The sequence below is a fragment of the Microcoleus sp. Pol10D4 genome (assembly GCF_036701555.1).
In the GTDB taxonomy this organism is placed as follows: Bacteria; Cyanobacteriota; Cyanobacteriia; order Cyanobacteriales; family Microcoleaceae; genus Microcoleus.
The window spans coordinates 24,590-45,926 of record NZ_JAUBRA010000046.1; the positions used below are offsets into that span (position 1 = coordinate 24,590).

Here is a 21,337-nt window from a genome sequence, read left to right on the forward strand (position 1 = left end):
TTCAACTTTTACATAAAAATCGGGGAAGATTCCGAGTTACTGGTGGCGTGACAAATGCGATTTTTGCCTTCGGTTTTGGCTTGAAAAAGGGCGCTGTCAGCGCTGCGAATTAGGGTGTTGGGAGATTCCTGGGCAGAAGGAATCGCTGTCGCAATGCCGCAACTGAGGGTAACGTAGGAGCCGATCGACGATCGCGCGTGGGGCAGTTTCAAGCTGGCGATGCCGTCGCAAATTCTCCGGGCGACAGCGTTTGCCCCTTCGGCGCTAGTGTTGGGAAGCACTAGGGCAAATTCTTCGCCACCGTAGCGCGCAGTCAAATCCCCAGCCCGGTTGGTGGCAATGGCGATCGCCCCCGCAACTTGGCGCAAACAATCGTCCCCGCCCAGGTGCCCATAAAAATCGTTGTAAAGTTTAAAAAAGTCGATGTCCAACATAATTAAAGACAGCGACAGTTGCTCTCTTGCCAATCTGCGCCACTCTAAGCTCAAAACGCGATCGAACTGGCGGCGATTGGCAATGCCAGTCAGTCCGTCAGTAGTTGCCAGTTGCTGCAATTTTTGATTGGCTATTGCTAGCTTGCGGTAAAGTTGAGATTGTTCGATCGCGATCGCCACTTGATTTGCCAAGTGCTGTAAAAAATCTATTTCCCACTGTTGCCATTCCCTGACACCGCAGCAATTGTATGCTGTCAACATTCCCCACAAACTATTGCCATTTTCTGCGATCGAATCCGACAAATTTTCCCCCTGCGCCTGCGGTTTCTCACTCGCCTGGTGCCAGATATAACTTTCCGCTGCATCTTGATTTTTCTCGACTTCCCAAACAGTGGCTTCTTGTGTTTCTTTTGCCGTTTCCCAGTCGCCTGATTGCCAAATTGGTACGCTTATAACTGCTGCAATTTCACAATCTGTCAACAATTCTTTGCAACTGCCAGCCAAGGGGGCAGTGCTGACATCTGCTATTGCTTGTACCGACTGGGATTCGACTAAAATAAAGCATGACACCGCCAAAGCAGCACTAATATTTTGGTTTTCAATATAACCTTCTGGCAAACCGTCACCTGCGACGATCGCACCTTTTTGCTCTTCCCCGTCCAATTGAGACACCCAATCCTGACAGCGATAAATTAAAACGCGGTCTGTTTGGAGAAATTGGCGCACTTCTGCAACGGTACTTTGGAGAATGCTTGCCGGATCTATTGACGATCGAATATGTTCGATCATTTTGCCCAACAGCCGCTGTCGCAGAGCCTGCTGCCGCAATTGTTCTTCGATTTGCTGGCGTTCGATCGCGTAATGGATTGCCCGCACCAGCAGAGTTCTGTGAAATCTTCCCTTTACCAAACAATCTTGAGCGCCCCAGCGCAATACAGACCGGGCAATATTTTCATCGCTGATATCTGTCAGCACCACAATTGGCAATGTGGGCCATCGCCCTTTCAAAACTGCGATCGCCTCGCTTCCCCTCAAGCTGTCTGACACTGACAAATCTAATAGTACCGCGTCAAACTTTTCTACTTCCAGACACCCGACTCCTCTCTCCAGAGACGTAACAGTTTGGAGGAGAAATAGAGACTCGCTGAATGACCCTAGAAGGTCTTCGATCATTGTCGGAGCTCCGAGGTCATCCTCAACCAACAAAATTTTCAGACATTGGTGACGTGTTAACACAACTATAGCGTTCGGAGCGAGTCGAAGGCAACTTTTTTGTTTTGAGAGCGATCCTTGCGATAGGCCAATATTTCGGCTTATTAAATTCACTATACACTCAAACTAGGCATTTAGCGCTCCATTAATACTTACATATCCGGCGGGAGTGAAACGATTTCAAACCAATACTCACATAAAGTCTTCATTACTTCAAGCAAGCCTTCAAAAGTGACTGGTTTGGATATGAAAGAATTGGCTCCCAAGCGGTAGCAAAGCAAGATATCTCCTCTGCGGTGGGAAGTTGTGAGCATTACAACTGGAATTTGTTGCAGATGGGGGTCAGATCTGATCGAAGTTAGTGTTTCTCGTCCGTCCAGCCTCGGCATATTCAGATCCAAAAGTATCAAGTCTGGCTGATGCCAATTGCTGCTACCAAGATATTGACCGCGACGGTACAAGTAATCTAGCACTTGTTCTCCATTTTCCACAAATTCGCTCGTAATTGCTAATCGAACTTCTCCCAGTGCTTCCTTCACCAAAAAGCGCGTGTCCTCGTCATCGTTGGCTATTAAAAGAGTAAATTTTTTCTTTTTATAATTCACGGCTTTGCCTCACTCCGAAAGTCTTTTGTGAGGTTACGGGACTTTGAGCCGTGTCTGAGTACCTGCAAAGTATCTCTTGCCATCATCCGGTCAATCTGGCTGAGAACACTGAAATTGTGTTGCAGTAATTTACCGTTTTTCTCGATTTGCAAAGGTTTGCGAATCATGCTTGTTTCACTTGACAGTCTGTCCGAGAACCGGCAAACTGCAAACACATAGCAAATCCTTCTTTGCGAACTACTAGGGAAACTATTGCATCCCAAAGCAAGATGCTCTGGATACAGTTGAAAAAAATTAACAAGTCTTGCGCGCACCGCTGATTTATAAGTTGTATAAGGATAGAGCTAATAGACTTATATTGATAGATTTTTAGCTCGATGTCATCAGTGAATATGCTACACTTTATAAGCATTTTTGTAAAGAACAGATAAAGATATTTAAAGCTTAAGTAAAGGACGGGTGACAATCAAGCAATTTGGTGAAAAGCCCCCGAATTCATCCGTGGGGTCGCTTTCTTAAAATCTAAAATCTAAAATCTACAATCTAAAATCGATTGACTACTTGAGGCGGACTGCTGACTTCACTTTGGTATAGGAATAGAAAAATAAAAAGTCGAGCCTCGATTGGGTTCTGATTCTACCCACAGGTTGCCGCCATGCCGATCGACAATTCTTTGACAAATCGCTAAACCGATACCGGTTCCCGAATACTGTTTTTGGGTGTGCAAGCGCTGAAAAATCTGAAAAATTCGCGGATGGTACTGTGAGGCAATCCCAATACCATTATCCTGCACTGAAAACACCCAGCTATCCCCCTGACGCGAAGCGTCCACTTGCACCACCGGCGCCTCACTGCTGCGGTACTTAATAGCGTTACCAATTAAATTTTGAAACAGTTGCAGCAGTTGAAAACAGTCACCTTTTACCCTTGGCAAATTTCCCCTAGTAACTGAAGCTTGATTCTCGCGGATGGCCAAATGCAAATTAGCACAAGCATCCTCAAAAACCCGATTGCAATCTATCATTTCAAAAGGTTTCTGACTGCGACCGACCCGCGAATACTCCAGCAAGTCATCAATCAGCGCCTGCATCCGCTCGCAAGAATGAACAATATTGCGGATAAATTTATTCCCTTGGGCATCAAGTTGGTTGGGAAAGCGTTTTTCTAATAGTTGAGCGTAGCCAGCAATTGTGCTCAAAGGCGCTTGCAAATCGTGAGAAGCCACGTAAGCAAACTGTTCTAGTTCTGCATTAGAACGAGTTAATTCTTGAGCGTAGCGGGTTTGAGTGTCTAAACTCTCTTGCAGCAATTCTTGTACCAGCTTGCGTTCGGAAATATCCTCGATCACACAAATCAAATACTGCAGCGTCCCCTTGACATCGCGCATTGCCGAAACAGTAACATTTGCCCAGCGCACTGCCTCATCTTTGCATAGCAAACGCTTTTCCACAGAAAAAGTTTGAATCTTCCCAGATAACAGCGAGCGCAGGTATTCTCTGTCCACTTCTCTATCATCTGGGTGAGTAATTGCCTCCCAATTTTGCTGTAACAATTCAGATTGTGCATAGCGGACAATTTGACAAAAGCCGGGATTGACCCGCATAAATTTACCACAAAGTGCGGTTTTAGCGATGCCGACCGCAGCTTGCTCGAATATCGCGCGGAAGCGTTCTTCGCTGTCTCGGAGGGCAATTTCTGCTCGTTTGCGCTCGGTAATATTACGAAATGTTACTGCCAGACCATCGTTTAATTTGACCGCCACAATGTGCAGCCAAACAATTGTATCTTCCTCCTGTTCATAATAAAATTCTTGGTCTACAGTTTCTCCTGTTTCTACTACAGAAACATACAAATCAAATAACCTTTTATTGCTAACTTGGGAAACTTTGGCTAACAAATTCTTGCCAACTATCTCATTTAATAACAGCCCATAAAATTTTTCAGCGGCCGGGTTAATCAAGAGCCACTGGAAATCTACAATATTTCCCTCATTGTTGCGGACAGCAGAATAAGCCACCACACAGTCTAATGAACTATTTAATATGCTAGCAAGCAGCGACTGTGACTGTTGCAGTTGATAATTTTGTTCTTTTAATTGCTGTTGCAGTTTTTGCAAGCGGACTTGCTTGTCGATGCGCGCTAAAACTTCTTCTACTTGAAATGGTTTAGTAATATAGTCGGCGCCTCCTACTCGAAAAGCTTGTAATTTATCGTTCATTTCATCTAATACGCTTAAAAATATCACCGGAATTTGTTCGGTTTCTGGTGTCGCTTTCAGTCTCCGACAAACTTCATAACCGTTCATTTCCGGCATTCTAATGTCGAGCAAAATTAAATCCGGGCAATGGGTGATCGCAACATTCAACGCCAGTTGACCGCAAATAGCTCGGTAAACTTGATACCCCTGGGATGTTAGCAGTTTGGATAAGAACCGCAGATTGCTTGGTTGGTCATCAACCACCAATACTTTAATTTCGCTATTATCCATTTATTTTAAACTCGATTGAGTTAAATCCATTATCTTGTCTAGTCGGTAATCGGCAAGCAAATCTTTTAAAGCCTCAGCTAAAGTTGGATGACTTTCCCAGATGCGATCGACAAGTTGAATCGCCAGCTCTTCATTAACATCATTAGCTGCGTCATGGAGTTCCTTCACCCAGCTTTGAGGCATTTGAGCCAGCAGCCCTCCGAAAAATGAATCGGGTTTTTCGTTCACACAATAACGCCGTAAAGCCCCGACTGGGAGCCGGGGCAACTCTTGATAAAGATAGCGCACTCCCAAGTAGCAAGCCATCTTATCAAAAAGGATTTGTTCTTGAAAAGGTTTCCGCACAAAATCGTCGCAACCTGCGGCGATAATTTCGTCTTTTTTTTCCTCAAAAGTGCTAGCAGTCAGAGCAATAATTACAGTTCGCCACTGAGTTTGTTTCTCTTTCGCTCTAATTTGTCGGACAGCTTCAAAACCATCCATTACTGGCATTCGCGTATCCAGCCAAATTAAATGAGGCTGCCAACTGTCCCAAAGTTCAACAGCTTGGTAGCCATTTTCCGCTTCTCGGACTTCAAAACCAATTGGTTGCAACATTTTAACCAGCAGCAGCCGATTTTCTTGATTGTCGTCAACTGCTAAAATCCGATAAATTGGTTGATCTGCTTCTAGTGCGATCACCCGCTGCAATGTCGCCACTGTTATTTCAGACGAAATAGCCGCAAATACTCGGATATTAAATTTAAAACTGCTTCCCTCACCTAAAACACTTTTTACCCAAATATCTCCACCCATTATCTGCACATATTTTTTAGTAATTGTCAAACCCAATCCCGTACCATCAGCCGCTTTTCTCCCCGCTTGTGTTTGCACGAAAGCATCAAATAAAGTATCGATTTCTGCTGCTGCTATGCCAACTCCCGTATCTTCAACTTCAAACAAAATTAATAATGGCTCGACTGAGGTATAGTTAGGATGAATTTCTGATTCTGCCGGCTGTTGCTGGTTGCTTTCCACGCTCACCCGCAGCCAAATACGGCCGCCGTCCTGAGTAAATTTCATGGCATTGGCTAGCAGGTTAATTAAGCAAACGCGCAGCTTTTTTTCGTCAGTTTTTATATATTGGGGAACATTTGCCTCCACGAAAAATCTCAGTTGCATTTTTTTTGTTTCAGCTTTTATTTGAAACATTTCTTCGAGAGTGTCGAGGAGTTGATAAAGGTCAAAGCTACGTTGATCTAAGCCAATTATCCCTGCTTCTATTTTCGACAAGTCTAAAACATCGTTAATTAGTTCCAGCAAATGTTGACCGCTGCGGTTAATAATTCGGAGATTTTCGAGATTTTCGTGGCTGAGCAAAGAGTCGCGGCTCATGACTTGGGTAAAACCCAGGATGGCGTTCAGAGGAGTCCGCAATTCGTGGCTCATGTTGGCAACGAATTGACTTTTTGCGAGGGATGCAGCGGCCGCTGCTTCTTCGGCTTTTTTGCGTTCTATTATTTCTTGTTGCAGTTCTTTATTGCGATCGAGCAATTGTTTTTTCAGTCTCTGGATAGTCAGTTGGTGTTCGATTCGCGCTAAAACTTCTGCTACATGAAACGGTTTGGTGACATAATCTACCCCTCCAACTTGAAATGCGGTTAGTTTGTCCAATACTTCATCTAAAGCACTGATAAAAATAACGGGAATTTCGGAGGTCTTCGGATCTTCCTTGAGCTGTCTGCAGACTTCGTAGCCGTCCATGTCCGGCATTTTGATGTCGAGCAAAATCAAATCGGGACAACCAGATCGCGCGGCCCTGATTGCCATTTTGCCGTTAATTACGCCGCGGACTTTGTAGCCCCGATCGGACAGCGTTGCTGATAAAACTTGCAAATTTTCTGGAGTATCGTCAACAATTAATATGTTGCCTTTATTTTCTTCTATTTGATTGTTGGTCATCGCTCGCTATTTTTTGTTAATTTAAGAATTATTGAAATTAGGAAAACTGGTTAAATACTTATTATAGCACTCCCTCCTCAATCAACTCCTTTTATATTTACAGAACTTATCCTAGTTAAGATTTGAGATATGAGATTTGAGATTTGAGATTAAAGAATTGGGAATGACTGAGGATTACGAGGGTGTGGAGCTTGGCTACAAGTAAATTAGTCTATAGCAGGCGAGTTTACAAATAGGCGATCGACCTACATCATCAATAATCCTGAACCTGCCCCTATCCCTTCTTGTTGGAAGCATCTCATATTTGTAAAAACACTTCTTCTGGCTTCTGGCTCCTTCCTTCTTTCTTCTTCCTTCTGACTCTTTCCTCCTGGCTCCTAAATCCTGGCTCCTAACTCCAATTTCTAGCTGGGCTGCTTTCATTGAGATGCTCGCTTCTTCTTTCATCCTTCAACACTTTCTAAATTCCTCAATCAAATCGATAATCCGATCGCACCGGAAGTTATTGGCTAAATCGGCGATCGCGCTGCGGACACTAGCATTAATAGCAGGAATCGACAACAACAGCCGAAAAATCTCTTCGTTATCAACCGCATCCGCCGCAGAATACAATTCATCAACCCATTCAGCAGGCATAGCTTCCAAAAATGAAGTATTGAGCGTAAAAGCCAAATCAGCCGTTTCAGTTGCCGTGGAAACCTCGGCGGACACCGTAGCATCAGAACTTAGCGAAGCTTCTCGATCATAAACATAGCGGACTCCCAGATACTTAGCCATCTTTTCCAGAATCACTTGTTCCCGAAAAGGCTTCGCTACAAAATCATCGCAACCAGCAGACAAAATCAGCGATCGCTCCTCATCAAAAGCACTTGCAGTCAGAGCAATAATCACCGTTGCTTGACCTTTCAAATGCGCTTTAATCTGTTTAGTAGCTTCGTAACCGTCCATCACCGGCATCCGCATATCCATCCAAATCAAATGAGGTTCCCAACTCGACCACATTTCCACAGCTTGAAGGCCATTTTCAGCGTCCTGCACCGCAAAGCCAAGCGATGTCAGCATTCTGACCAACAGCAAGCGGCTTTCCAGGCGATCGTCAACAGCTAAAATCCGGTATTCTGGCTGTCCGGCTTCAATACCCACCACTCGGCGAGCTGTTTGAGCCACCTGAATTTCCATTGCATTAGGCAACAAAACTTTAACATCAAATCTAAAAATGCTGCCGCGACCGAGGGTGCTTGTTACCGTCATCTTCCCTCCCATTAACTGAACGAACTGCTTGCTGATTGGCAAGCCTAAACCGGTTCCTTCTTGAGCTTTTTTCCCGCTTTCTGTTTGCGCGAAAGGTTTAAACAAATTCTCCATTTCTTCCGCAGAAATTCCTGAACCAGTGTCTTGCACTTCAAATAGCAAAAAGCAACTGTCACTTGGCGTAATCTCTCCATGAGTTTTAGTTTTCAACAACTCATGTTTGATTCTCAAATTAACACCACCTTCTGCCGTAAACTTAATAGCATTTCCTACTACATTAATCAATACTTGTCGCAACTTGCTTTCGTCAGTTTCTATATATCGAGGTAGATCTGGTGGGCAATCAAAAATTAACTGCAACCCTTTTTTTTCGGCTTGCAGCTTCAGCATATTTTCAGTATTTTTTAGCATTTTGTGCAAGTCGAAGGTGCTATTATTAAGTGTCACCAGCCCGACTTCAATTTTTGACATTTGCAGAATATTGTTGATCAGAACGAGCAAATGTTCCCCGCTCTGGGTAATAATTCCTAAGTATTGCTGTTGGTCGGCACCGAGGTCTGGGTCGCGGGCTAGCAGTTGGCTGAAACCGAGAATTGCGTTGAGGGGAGTTCGCAATTCGTGGCTCATATTCGAGAGAAATTCGCTTTTTGCTCGGTTCGCTCTGTCGGCTTCTTCTTTGGCTTTTTGCAGGGCTATTTCAGCTTGTTTACGTTCGGTAATATCGCTAGCAGTGCCTGTTGTGCCGATGATGTTTCCTTCAGCGTCCATGCGCGCGATCGCCTTGGTATTTACATCAATCTTTCGGCCGTCTTTTCCTAATACTATATTTTCGTACTGAAACACAGTTTTTCCCGTCAGCAAACGCTGCTGAAGTTCCCACTTCCAGTCTATTTCTCCTGGAGCTAAAAAATCGCTAAAAGTACAGCCGAGCATTTCTTCAGGCTCGTAGCCGTATATTTGTTTAACTGCTTGGTTGACAAAAGTAATGTGTCCTTGATCATTGCAAGACCAGATAATATCTTGAGAAGTTTCAACTAAATGACGGTATTTTTCTTCGCTCTCTGCAAGGGCTATTTCTGCTAGCTTGCGTGGAGTAATGTCCATCAAAGTTGTGAATAGTTTTGTCACTTGCCCTTGTTGATTGACAACTACTTCTCCTCTGGCTTCGATGTAGCGGATGAAGCCGGCTTCACTTATTTGTGACGGGCAATTATCCGTAGCAATTTTCGGTTCCGGTCGCAGAATTCGATATTCCAAAGTGTAAGATTGCCCGCTAGCAATAGCAGTGTCGATCGTTGTTTGCCACTTTTGTCTATCATCGGGATGCACGTATTGCGAAAACTCAGTCAGTGTTGGCGCAAGCTGGGTGGAATCGAGTCCAAAAATCCGAGATAACTCTTCCGACCAAGTAGTTGTGTTGGCCGAGAAATCGCATTCCCAATTACCGACACGGGCGATTCTTTGCGCTGCTGCTAAAGAAGCCGCTACAGATCGGAGTTTTTCTTCGGCTAATTTGCGATCGCTAATATCTTGAATCACAGAAATCACGCAGGTTTCGCCATGAATGTCAATGATTTCTGCTGACAGCAGCCCCGTTCTAAGTTCCTCTGTTTTAGTGCGAAAATCAAATTCGTAGTTGAGAATAATTTGTTCTTCATCTAACATTTTAAACAACTCGGCGCGAGCTTGTGTATTTTCCCAAAAATTCAAATCAAGCACCGTGCGATCGAGAATTTCTGCAGTTGAATAACCGATTGTCTGGCAAAAAGCCTCATTAATTTCTAAATAACGACCGTCATTAAGTCTGGTAATAGTAATCGGATTGGGAGAAGAACGAAAAGCTTTAGCAAACTTTTCCTCAGACAAGCGCAGTTGTGCAGTCCGCTCCTCGACCAAAGTTTCCAAGTCTTGATTCAGCTTTTGGAGTTGAGCATTTTGTTCCGCTAATTGCTTGTCCCTAAAATAGCTGTTAATCGCTTCTTTTACCGTCAACCTCAAATCTTCTGACTGCCAAGGTTTCGATATGTATCGGTACAATTTAGCATATTTAATAGTATTCGCCACTGCTTCTAGGTCTGCTTGCCCCGTCAGCATAATTTTGATAGTTTTAGGGGACATTCTGTGAATCTGCTTCAGCAATTCGTCTCCTTTGATATTCGGCATCAAATAGTCGGAAATCACTGCTACGATTTCGCAGCCCTCTGCCAGTAATTCCTCGATTAACTCTAAAGCATCTTCGCCCCCTTCAGCGGTTTCTAATAAGTGTTCTTCTCCCAGGGTTTTTTTTAACTCAATTTTCAAACTTTCAAGAATTATCGGTTCGTCATCCACGCAAATAATCACAGGTTTATTGCTCATATTTTTGTCAAACCAGATTTTATAGTTTCTACTAATTCTTTGCGCTCCCACGGCTTGTACAAACAACGGTGCAAGTTTGCTTGCTCTTTCACCCGTGCTATTGCTACTTCGTCGGCTTGCCCCGTCAGCATGACTTTCACAATTTTGGGATATTTTTGGTGAACCATAATCAAAAACTCATCTCCTTTAATACCTGGCATTAACCAGTCAGATACTATGACCAAAATATCACTTTCATCTTCTTTTTGAATTTCCTCCATAATTTCCAGAGCTTCATCTGCATTTTCTGCTACTTCATAGAGGTAAGCATCCCCAAATTCTTTTTTCAGTTGAATTTTTAAACTATTTAAGATCACAACTTCATCGTCAACGCACAAAATTACTGGTTTAGGCATAAAACTTTACTTCTATTAAATTTTAAAATTTGGGCATTTCCCTCTTTTTTAAATTGCTATCAAGGGATTCCGATGGGCAAGGATATAGTAAATTTTGTTTGACCTGGCACGCTTTCTACTTGCAGTTCACCTTGGTGTTTTTCCAGAATTTTTTGAACTATATCTAATCCCAAACCACTGCCTTCCCCTGGAGGTTTAGTTGTGAAAAACGGTTCAAAAATTCTCGGCATAATCTCTGGGGGAATGCCGGTACCACTGTCGGTAATACTGACTGATATTGCGTTCGCTTCGTGTTTGATATCAATTTTTAACACTCCTTTGTTGCCCATCGCTTGTAAAGCATTGTGAACCAAATTTGTCCAAACTTGATTGAGTTCATCAGGATAGCATAGCACAGAGGGCAAATTAGTACCATAGTTTCTGACTACTTCCACACCGTGTTTGATTTGGTAGTGGTAAAGCGTTAAAACAGTATCAATACCGTCGGTAATATTAGCGATTACTTTGGAACCCGACTGATCGTAACGAGAGTAGCTTTTCAAAGCAAAAACGATTTTTGCTGCCCTATCTGTAGCAGTAGCAATATTTTTAGTGCTTTTTTGTACCGTAGCAAATTGGTAGGCGGTTTGTACAATGTTTCTACTTTGGCTGTCTTTCAACAAAGGCAAGAAACGTTCTACATTATTGCCGATGCCGATATCTAATAACGTACAGGCAAGACTGGCGGCGTCGTCAATGTTTTCTGATTCTAATTGCCCCTGCAAAATTTTTTTTAACTGACGTTTTTCTTTACTAGATAATGTATCTGTTCCTTGGCTGGACGTGTGTAGCAAAGCAAAGAAATCCTGCCGCTGTTCCGGGGATAGCTGTTGAAAAAATATCGGCAACTGCTGCAATTGTTCGGCCCAGAAATCGGCGATGTTCTGCACAGAAGAGCGAATCGCCCCTAAAGGAGAATTGATTTCATGAGCAACTCCAGCAATTAACTGTCCAAGGGCTGCCATTTTTTCTGATTGAATGAGTTCTTTTTGAGTCCGCTTCAGTTCTTCTAAGGTATGAGATAACTCTGCATTTTTTTGGGACAGCGCTGACTCGGCTATTTTGCGAGCATTGATGTTGCGGGCAACCCAAATGACTGCATCTTTTGAAAACAGAGAAATGCAGGCAGAAAACCAAATTTTGCGACCACAAACTGTTAAGCTGTAGTCAAAATTGAGAGTTTGTTGTGTTTCTAACACTTGCTGAACTAACACCCACCAATCATCCGGGTTGTCGTCGTCAAAAAAATGTTCTATGGTCAAGCTGACTATATCACAATCAGGCTCAGAAGCCGCTGCCACATTCGTTGGCAAAACTTCTATGTTCCGCTGACTGTCTAGCACGAGAACGATGTCGGTCATGGCTTCAAAAACGGCGCGCACTTTCTTTTCAGAAAAGTGCAATTTTTCTTCGAGCAACTTTTTACCGCTAATTTGTTGCTGTAATTCTTCGTTACTGGCTGCTAGTTGAACCGTGCGGTCTAGAACTCGCTGTTCGAGTTCGGTGTTGAGGCGGCGAACTTCAGCTTCAGCGTTGGTGCGGTCTTGTATTTCCTTTTTTAACTGACTGTTGGTATTAATTAATTCTAAAGTTCGCTGTTTGATTTGTCCTTCCAAATTATCATTTAAAACTCGGAGTTTTTCCTCGACTTCTGTTCTCTGTAACGCTTCTTTTTGTAATTCTTCGTTCATTTTGTTTAACTCCTGAATTTTGTCGGCAACTGTTTCCTGCAAAAGCTCGATATTGGCGTGCATTTCTACCGGATCTAATGCCTGCAGCAGGCTAATTTCAGTCACAATTCCGGCTAAATATCCTTCCTCGTCCACCACCACCAAGCGTCGGATGCGGTGCTGCTGCATTAACTGGTGAGCCTGCCACAAGGTGGCTTTTACCTGCAACGGTATCAGCGGAAAACTCATCGCGGTGGTGACGGGAGTACCTGCGAAATCTAGTCCAGAAGCTTGGAATTTAACAATGTCGCGTTCTGTAATTATGCCTACAGGTTTCTGATTTTTGTTGTCGCTTTCCGTGCAAATGACTATGCAGCTTTTCCGCTGGTTTGTCATCTGTTTTGCGACTTCTAAAACTGAGGCGCTGCTTGAGGTAACTATTACTTGTGTAGTCATAATTTCTTCGGCACGCCACATTTTCAGCAAGTCTGCCGGTTTGAGGATTTCACGGATGCTTTCGCAGGTGATAGCGCCTAGCAACTTGCCACCTTCGTCTAGGAGGGGTAAATGACGGATTCTATTCGATCGCAATATGCTCAATACCTTGAAGATATTCCCCGCTTGATCGAGGGAAATGGCGATCGGGTTTTCAGTCATCACCTCAGAAATTGCCACCCCTGCTAGCGGTATTTCGCTAGCAGTTATTTTCACAACATCGCGTTCTGTAAAAATTCCGAGCAATTGCTGCTCAAACGCAATTAAAATACAACTGGCACTCGCCTCAGTCATGGCAGCAATTGCGACTTTCAAGGGTGTGTCTGGAGGCAGCACCGGCGGTTTGGGGTCGATCGCCTGTTCTAGCAAGCTTTGGGTATCATAAACTGTTGTTGACATGGGCAAATCAAGGGGGATAGATGCAGGGGGAACCGGCACTTAATACCATTTTAGATTTCCGATTTTACAGTCGCAGTACGCTAACCGCAATCGAGATTTGACATCGGTCTAGAGTTGCATTTTTTGTCGCGCATTGGTAGGACTTTTAGTGCGATCGCGCTCAACGGCGATCGAAATTGACACAATACACGTCCTTTGACCGATAACTGATGTTACTTCTATTTTACCCGAATGTTTTTCCACACTTTTTTTAACAATCTCCAGTCCCAACCCGCTGCCTTCGTCGGCGGGTTTTGTGCTAAAGAACGGATCAAATATTCGTGGCAAAATTTCCGGGTAATTCAGTTGCCACTGACGAGCAGGCTCTGATTTTCTCTCTCACCTATACTTTTAAAACTCGGCAATTCTCTATCGCTTGTAAAGCATTGTGCATCAGATTTATCTAAACTTGTTTTAGTTCGTCTGCCTCAGACAACAATTTAGGCAGTGGAGCTGGATAATTTCTGACAAATTCTACTCTGTTTTTTTGTTTTTTCAATTAAAAGTTAATAGAGCTTTAATAGGTCAGTAAGATTGGCAATTACTTTTCTAACATACAGTTATATCTAGAACATTTTCCACTTAAACATTAGTTTTGTGGCTCTCTCTAGCAAATTTTTTTCTTGATAATCCGTGAATAAATGACAGAGACTATGTGCCTGAATCAGCAATTTAAGCACCCTTTGATGAAATATGTGATTCAGTGCAAGTTTATGGATTCCTTCTGTTGAGCAAGCAGGTTAATCCATTCAGAAATTTCGCGTTTTATTTCTGTAAGTTATTGCCCTAAAAAATAGGAATATTGCGATTTTTGACACCATAGCAGACAACTTCAAACTCAGCGTTTTTGAGAATAATTTAATAGCTTTCTCGGAACATGGGCAGAGTTTCCCTGGCATGAAACTTGCTGTGACCGATACAAGCTGGTACTAAATATAATATCCTGCCTCTGAGGCTGTTGGCATTGAACATCGATAACTGTAGCTACGTGTTGCAGTAACTAGCAGCCCAGAAAATCACGATGCCCGCAATTGTAAATAATAACCCTGCCTTTGCGCGCAAGCATTCAAGGCAGGGTTATTATTGAGTATTCCGAATTCTCAAGGGTGAAGCGAGGACGCTGCTGCCGACTTCGGCTGCCCAGCAGTACACTACTCGCCCAATCGAGTGATTTTAGCGCTGCGTTGGGCCAACATCAGCAGTACATAAATAGTCATTACATAGCCGGCGGCCAGAATGGGAATAATTAGAGGAATATCGCGATAAATCATAATTAGAACCAAAAGTCAAGGACGAAGAGGAGGAGGACAAGTTCAAGACCTACTACATTAAGTCAGCACCCAAGACCATGCCTTGGTTCTGAAGGCTGTTTTTCCATATCAAGCCTGCGGGAACATTTAGGCGTTCCCGGTCATCAATAATGATTTACTGCTTTACAGATGCTTAAACAGCCTAAAACCATCCACTTTAGCTGCTTTGAGCTACCGTGCACATAAGATGCGCTACTCTTAACTTCTGAAAGCTTTTAGCCGCGAGGAACTAAAAATCTGTCCCAGAAATTTTGGCTGCGATCGACTAACAAGGCTGGCTCTACGAAACTTTTACAGGCACCTAAAAGCTACCTGCCAGTCTGGCTGTACTTAATGTATAGAATTGTTTAAATCCTTAATGCCTATAATAACACAGGGTTTCTGGGATTTAGAGATTTTTTGGCAGTGTCCTTAACAATTCGATACAATAGGGGCAACCCCTCTGACAGCCGGCGACTCGCCTCTGGGAGTCGGGTGACGACCATCGGGTGGAGATGACAAATAACTGCCGATCGCCTAGATTTTTCTTTTCTATTGCAGAGAATTACCTTAAAATAAAGATATGATATGTAAAATTTTGTTACTTTACGGCTTGAGTCGGCGTATCCATGATCTCTAGCACTCTCCTATTTTCCTCGGTTGAAGAAGACCTGCGACTGTTGACAGAAAACTTAAAACAGTTAGTGGGTGCCCGTCATCCCATCTTGTACGCGGCTGCAGAATACTTATTCGGCACAAAGGGAAAACGAGTGAGACCCGCGATCGTTCTGTTGATGGCCAAGGCGACTATGCCTGATCGGGAAATCACAGAAAAACACCGCCGCCTCGCTGAAATCACGGAAATGATCCACACAGCTAGTCTCGTGCACGACGACGTGGTGGACGAGTCGGATCTGCGGCGGGGAGTGCCGACGGTTCACAGTCGGTTTAACAACCGAGTGGCAGTATTGGCGGGAGACTTTCTGTTTGCTCAATCTTCCTGGCATTTGGCAAATCTCGACAACCTGCCAGTAGTCAAACTGCTTTCAGAAGTGATTATGGATTTAGCTGAGGGGGAAATTCAACAGGGACTCAATGGATTTGACACCAGCTTGTCGATCGAAGCGTACCTCGAAAAAAGTTATTACAAAACAGCGTCTTTAATTGCCAACAGTTCCAAAGCAGCGGGCTGTTTGAGCGAGGTTTCAGCGGAAATAGCAGACGATTTGTACAACTACGGTCGGAACATTGGTTTGGCATTCCAAATAGTAGATGATATATTAGATTTCACCGCTTCAACGGAAACTTTGGGGAAACCTGCAGGCTCGGATCTCAGAAGCGGTAATCTGACAGCACCCGCACTATTCGCTTTAGAAGAAAAACCTTACTTGGAAGTTCTCATAGAACGCGAATTTGCCCAAGAAGGAGATATAGAGCAGGCCCTGGCACTGGTAGAAGATTCTAGAGGCATAGAGCGATCGCGAGAACTAGCCACAAATCACGCACAGAAAGCCGTCGAATACTTAGCTGCGCTGCCGCATTCAGAGTCCCGTCAAGCTTTGATTGATTTGGCTGAATACGTTTTGAGTAGGCTTTATTAGAGGTTAAAAAGTTACACTTTATTGGTAATGGGGAATTGGTAATGGGGAATTCCCAATGCCTAATGCCCTGTTACCAATTAATAGAAAATTGAGTTGTTTAGGCAATATCCGGCGGTGGAGCCGATAGATACTGTTGCAAGTAAACGTTAATTAAACTCTGTACTTGCTCGCGAGGGATTTCCGTCCCGACTTCCTGGTTTCCGGGACTTTCAAAAAAAACAATGCTGTCTAGACCTTCCAGAGCTATCATCTGAAATAAAATGTGAGTGACAGGCAAAAGCACCGGTCTGAGGCGATCGCCCCCAGCAGCCGCAGCCTGCGACGCATCTTTAATACTGTTCCAAGCATAAATCACCCTCTTCTCCCGTCCCGGTTGCTTGAGATTGCTCAAAACCACGATCGCCCAACTTTGGTCTACCGCTTGCAGGATCGAGTATTCGAGGTGCTGTAGCTGTTGGGCAATTAACACCAGGGCCGGGGCGATCGCCTTTAAGATTTCTGGCGTCGAACCGTCGGGCGGAGCTTTTTCGATCAATGCTTGAATCTGTTGGTCTAAATCCATCAGTCAGTTCTTTGATATCTAAAATTAAAAATTTCAGGTTAGCAGGTCCGCATCCAAGTATATATTACCCAGCACTGTCCTATTAAAGATAAGCTGACACCCATCTAAATTTAAGATTTTGCAGCCTAGAGTCCTTGTCGCGAGCATTTGGGCAAAAAAAGTAAGTGCGTAATACCTTACACAAGGTCATCCAAAAAGTCTAACCATAGGGTGCTGAGCGCTAGCCCTGTCAAGGTGTGTTAAATCTGAGCCCGATCAAAAGCCGAAAACGGTTATTTCACGTTCGGATTTTTCACACTTAAAGCTATAAAAACTGTTTGGGGGAGTTTGGTTTCAAAATAAAAACGCCCAAAGTTAGTAACCTCATGAGCGGGCTGGGTGCTGATGGCGCACCTTACCCCAGATGGCAACTCAAAGGATTTGTTGGCCCTACTCCTATATATCTATTGTTCATATTTATAGTTGGTCGATCGTCCTTGACGCTACCCATACCTGCCGATGCACTTCGGCCTCATCAGCTACAATCCCAACTTTTGCGTTGTTAACTGCCCCAGAGTCACCTCAAATGTAACGAAATATTACAAGATGACGCTAAAGCAGCATAGAGGCTTGACAGCAAAGAATTAAGCGGCTAATCTGATATACATACCCGGGTAAGTCAATTCACTGTCATATGCAAGAAAAGCAAAAAGTTACATTGTATCTTCCACCAGAACTGCATCGCCAGCTCAAAATCCGAGCCGCAGTCGAAACTGAACCGATGTCATCAATTGCAGAAAGGGCAATTGTCTTCTACCTAGGAAATCCCGAACTGGTTGACGAAGTAGAAGCCTCCTACGGACAAACCCATCGGGTATACAACTGTCCAGAATGCACGGGTTCAGTAGTAATGCGAGATGGAGAACTGGCATCCGTAACAAGTCAGCCGAGCGTATTGGCTGAACAGGATCTTCCAGTAAAGCAAGTGTCAGGCGTCAGTGCCAGCACAGCCAAACCGGGAGAGGAAGAATTGGTTCCCTGCTAAGAATGCCTTGCTTCCCCAAAAAGCTAAAACTGAAATTTTCAGTAAGAGAGCGAAGGGCAGCATTGAGATTCAGCAAAGATAGCACCGTCTCTAGTGGGTCGAGGACTATGCAAGAAGAGATCAGTATTCTAATCCAAGCTCAATATCCTCTGATCTACCTCGTGACATCCGAGGAAGAGCGGTGTGAGCAAGCAATTTCGACAATAGCTCAAGCGAAACCACAGCGACGAGTATTTATCTGGACTGTAACTCACGGCATTGTGGAGTATGGTCAACCCCGCACCACCACCCAACACAACACCGTCTCCCCAGAGGCAGCAATTGAATGGGTGATCAGGCAGCGAGAACCCAACAGTAACGCTAGCATCTACATTTTCAAAGATCTGCATCCTTTTATAGATTCTCCTCCGGTAACGAGGTGGTTGCGCGATGCGATCGCCAACTTCAAAGGAACGCAAAAGACAATTATACTGATGTCTCCTTTGCAGCAAATTCCGATCGAGCTAGAAAAGGAAGTAGTCGTATTAGACTTCGCGTTGCCAGACATGAAGGAACTAAACCAAGTATTGTCTGGTCAGTTGGAGCAAACGAAATCGCGACGCATTACCACAGAAGCGCGAGAAAAACTTTTAAAAGCAGCCTTGGGATTGACTAAGGACGAAGCTGAAAAAGTTTATCGCAAAGCCCAAGTTTCGACTGGGCGCCTCACAGAAGAAGAAGTAGACATAGTTCTTTCGGAGAAAAAGCAATTAATTCGGCGCAACGGCATTCTAGAGTTTATTGAAGAAGACGAAACCCTGGATGCAGTCGGCGGCTTAGAAGAGCTGAAGCGGTGGCTGAGACAGCGTTCCAACGCCTTTACAGAAAGGGCGAGAGAATACGGTCTGCCCCAACCAAAAGGGATGTTAATTCTCGGCGTACCCGGATGCGGAAAATCGCTGATTGCTAAGACCACCTCCCGCCTCTGGGGACTGCCCCTGCTGAGGCTAGATATGGGTAGAGTTTACGACGGCTCGATGGTGGGTCGCTCGGAAGCCAACCTCCGCAATGCCCTCAAAACCGCAGAATCCATCTCTCCAGCCCTCCTCTTCATCGACGAACTAGACAAAGCCTTTGCAGGAGGCACTGGTTCGGCAGACTCAGACGGAGGCACCTCCAGCCGGATTTTCGGTTCCTTCCTCACTTGGATGCAAGAAAAGACTTCCCCAGTCTTCGTAATGGCAACAGCCAACCGAATCGAGCGGTTGCCGGGAGAATTCTTGAGGAAAGGGCGATTCGACGAACTCTTCTTTGTTGATCTGCCTACCAAGGAAGAACGCCAAGATATATTCAAGATTCACCTGTCAAAGCGCCGTCGGGAAATTACTCGCTTCGATTTAGAGCAACTTTCCACTGTTTCCGAGGGCTTTTCAGGTGCAGAGATTGAGCAAGCGCTAGTAGCCGCAATGTACGAAGCCTTCGCTCAAGATCGAGAGTTTACGCAGCTAGACATCATCGCGGCCATTAAATCCACAATGCCACTGTCTAAAACAATGACCGAACAGGTCACCGCCCTGCGAGATTGGGCTAGACAGCGTGCACGGCCCGCTGCGTCTTCCGTCGCTGAATACCAGCGAATGGAATTCTAAAAGCTTTCTCCTGGTCCAAACAGGAGCAAAGGCTAGCAACAGCTAGCAGTTCGATTCAAGAGCCGCCAAGCGGCACCGTTAAATCCAGACCGTTGTTGTTTCTCTCTCAGTTGTATTAGGAGGAAATCCAATGTCTCACTTTAGCACACTGCGTACCAAAATCACCGATGCCGAAATCCTGAAAGCTTCCCTGCGCGACTTGGGCATTTCAGTCAAGTCAGAAGCTGATGTTCGTGGCTATAATGGTCAGCGCGTTCGCTCCGACATCGTGGCGATTCTCGAAGGCGAATATGACCTGGGTTGGTCTCGCAATAGCGATGGTTCTTTTGACCTGATTGCCGACCTCTGGGGCGTCGCCAAAAAACACAATCAAACAGAGTTAATCAACTCCATCAACCAGAAGTACGCAGTTAACAAGACCTTGGCAGCAGTCAAGCAGCGCGGTTTGCAAAATGCCAACGTTAAGCTGGTAGTGCAAAACTAATTGATCTGCATGTTTCCAAGTTCGCGGGTTAACCAAACTAACGGGTTAACCCGTTTTTAGCTAGCTAGGATGTAGAGCGCGGTCTTTGGGCCACCACATACTTTTTTAGCACCCCCAAGCAGCAGCTTTCAACCTGAAAGCTGCTGCTTTATGCTTTAATGGTCGGCTACCTAATGCTTCGGGCAATCGTCGATCGTTTGTTGATAAATTTCAAGTATTCGATCGACTTTGCGTTCCCAATCAAAATGCTGCCGGACTCGTTCCCGTCCCGCAGAACCCATACTCTGCCGCAATTCTGGTGAATGAGCGAGCTTGAGCATCGCATCTGTCAGTCCCTTGACAAATACTTCTCTAGAAGTCGGTTCTACTAAAATACCGCAAGTGGAATTCAGATAATCTGCGGGGCCGCCCCAGTTCGTTGCTATGACTGGCAAGCCCACTGCCATTGCCTCCATCACCACAGCCCCCCCAGGCTCCCGCAAACTGGGGAAAACCATTGCATCAGCTTGTTGCATTTTGAGAGCGCACTGCTCCTGAGACAGCCAGCCACTAAATCCAACGCTGCTGTCGATACCTAAACGAGCTGTTTGAGCTTCGAGTTCCCCTCGGATGTCCCCATCACCGATGATTTCCAAGACTGCATCAGTTTGAGCCACGACGGGCGTGAAGGCTTCCAGCAGCAAATCTACAGCTTTCCAGTCGATCAGCCGACCTAAAAAAATAAAATGAACTTGCCCGGTCGCTGCTCTTGATAAGCTAGAGTCCGATCGCCACACCGAGAAATCCACGCCGTTTTCCACAAGTTCAATAATTTTACCCTGCACCCCAGATGCAAGTGCCTGCTTCGTGCGATCGTTTGCCACTAATAGCGTCTCGGCTTTGATTTTACCGGGAAAAAGACGATTGAAGAAATCGACGCACTGGTGACCGATCTCGATTAAAATATCAATGGTAGGATTTTGACGCGATCGAAAAGCCAGAGGAAATTTAACCGACGTGTTCATCGGCCCGATAACTACCGGAACTCCCAATCCGAACATCAACGAAGGAACTGTTGCCGAGACTGGTGTCGGTTCGTGTACAATATCAATCTGGTGTTCGCTCACCAGCCGCCGGACAATGCGTCGCTGCATCTGTTGGGTGTACAGGTGAGAGAGCAGCCCAAAAGTAAAGTCATTCACTCTTGCAGGAATAAATCGCCCGCAATTGTTAAGCAGCCTGTGCAGCCAAGTGTCGGCTACAAAGTGCATTCGATCGCCATCTTCTGGAAACAGCCCTGTGAGTTCTGCCTGGGTGCGGGCGTGCGTCACTAACCATGTCTCTATTTGGCGCGATCGAAGTATCCGAAAGTAGTTGACCGGCAGCAATGACTCGCCGCCGAATTTAGTTGAGGCATTCTGAGCAACAATTAAAATTCGCATAA

Annotated in this window: 16 protein-coding genes; 4 read left to right on the top strand and 12 right to left on the bottom strand. The window is 44.8% G+C overall.

Annotated elements, in window-relative coordinates; translation table 11 throughout:
* Positions 1-8 precede the first annotated feature (8 nt).
* From QUA36_RS20875 to QUA36_RS20920, 10 genes are all read right to left on the bottom strand, one after another.
* Positions 9-1,670, bottom strand: a complete 1,662-nt coding sequence (locus tag QUA36_RS20875) for a diguanylate cyclase domain-containing protein (RefSeq protein ID WP_333458947.1) — start codon at positions 1,668-1,670, stop codon at positions 9-11.
* Between the two features lie 128 nt (positions 1,671-1,798).
* Entirely contained in the window at positions 1,799-2,251 is a 453-nt protein-coding gene (locus tag QUA36_RS20880) for a response regulator (protein WP_333164638.1), read from the bottom strand.
* Complete coding sequence (locus tag QUA36_RS20885; protein ID WP_333458948.1) at positions 2,248-2,418, bottom strand: hypothetical protein; 171 nt, start codon at positions 2,416-2,418, stop codon at positions 2,248-2,250. The genes QUA36_RS20880 and QUA36_RS20885 overlap by 4 nt, the downstream gene beginning before the upstream one ends.
* Before the next feature lie 413 nt (positions 2,419-2,831).
* Positions 2,832-4,739, bottom strand: coding sequence for a PAS domain S-box protein (locus QUA36_RS20890; protein ID WP_333458949.1), 1,908 nt, complete (start codon positions 4,737-4,739; stop codon positions 2,832-2,834).
* Positions 4,740-6,680 (bottom strand): response regulator, encoded by a 1,941-nt coding sequence (locus tag QUA36_RS20895; protein WP_333458950.1) that lies wholly within the window; start codon positions 6,678-6,680, stop codon positions 4,740-4,742.
* 195 nt (positions 6,681-6,875) lie between these two features.
* The gene (locus QUA36_RS20900; protein ID WP_333458951.1) at positions 6,876-7,127 is read right to left on the bottom strand and encodes a hypothetical protein; all 252 of its coding nucleotides are present in this window, start codon (positions 7,125-7,127) and stop codon (positions 6,876-6,878) included.
* A gap of 3 nt (positions 7,128-7,130) precedes the next feature.
* Complete coding sequence (locus tag QUA36_RS20905) at positions 7,131-10,289, bottom strand: PAS domain S-box protein (protein WP_333458952.1); 3,159 nt, start codon at positions 10,287-10,289, stop codon at positions 7,131-7,133.
* Positions 10,286-10,684 (bottom strand): response regulator, encoded by a 399-nt coding sequence (locus QUA36_RS20910; protein WP_333164652.1) that lies wholly within the window; start codon positions 10,682-10,684, stop codon positions 10,286-10,288. Before QUA36_RS20910 ends, QUA36_RS20905 begins: the two co-directional genes overlap by 4 nt.
* Positions 10,685-10,743: 59 nt before the next feature.
* The gene (locus tag QUA36_RS20915) at positions 10,744-13,287 is read right to left on the bottom strand and encodes a CBS domain-containing protein (RefSeq protein ID WP_333458953.1); all 2,544 of its coding nucleotides are present in this window, start codon (positions 13,285-13,287) and stop codon (positions 10,744-10,746) included.
* 108 nt (positions 13,288-13,395) lie between these two features.
* Positions 13,396-13,614, bottom strand: a complete 219-nt coding sequence (locus QUA36_RS20920) for an ATP-binding protein (RefSeq protein ID WP_333450875.1) — start codon at positions 13,612-13,614, stop codon at positions 13,396-13,398.
* 1,630 nt (positions 13,615-15,244) lie between these two features.
* Between QUA36_RS20920 and sds the strand changes: the two genes are divergently transcribed.
* Positions 15,245-16,216, top strand: coding sequence for a solanesyl diphosphate synthase (sds, locus tag QUA36_RS20925; protein WP_333214464.1), 972 nt, complete (start codon positions 15,245-15,247; stop codon positions 16,214-16,216).
* A 97-nt stretch (positions 16,217-16,313) separates the two neighbouring features.
* Here the strand turns inward: sds and QUA36_RS20930 are convergent, their stop codons facing one another.
* Complete coding sequence (locus QUA36_RS20930; RefSeq protein ID WP_333458954.1) at positions 16,314-16,778, bottom strand: hypothetical protein; 465 nt, start codon at positions 16,776-16,778, stop codon at positions 16,314-16,316.
* A 673-nt stretch (positions 16,779-17,451) separates the two neighbouring features.
* Here QUA36_RS20930 and QUA36_RS20935 point away from each other — a divergent pair.
* From QUA36_RS20935 to QUA36_RS20945, 3 genes are all read left to right on the top strand, one after another.
* On the top strand, positions 17,452-17,802 hold the full coding sequence (locus QUA36_RS20935) for a hypothetical protein (protein WP_006635783.1): 351 nt from the start codon (positions 17,452-17,454) through the stop codon (positions 17,800-17,802).
* 107 nt (positions 17,803-17,909) lie between these two features.
* Positions 17,910-19,430: a stress-responsive protein Ycf46 gene (gene ycf46 / locus QUA36_RS20940; RefSeq protein ID WP_333154480.1), complete on the top strand. Its 1,521-nt coding sequence runs from the start codon at positions 17,910-17,912 to the stop codon at positions 19,428-19,430.
* Between the two features lie 130 nt (positions 19,431-19,560).
* Entirely contained in the window at positions 19,561-19,914 is a 354-nt protein-coding gene (locus tag QUA36_RS20945) for a DUF1257 domain-containing protein (protein ID WP_006635781.1), read from the top strand.
* Positions 19,915-20,084: 170 nt separating this feature from the next.
* On the opposite strand, the gene QUA36_RS20950 is transcribed toward QUA36_RS20945, so the two are convergent.
* Positions 20,085-21,335 carry a glycosyltransferase family 4 protein gene (locus tag QUA36_RS20950; protein ID WP_333458955.1) on the bottom strand — a complete coding sequence of 417 codons (1,251 nt, stop codon included), beginning with the start codon at positions 21,333-21,335 and terminating at the stop codon, positions 20,085-20,087.
* Between the last annotated feature and the right edge of the window lie 2 nt (positions 21,336-21,337).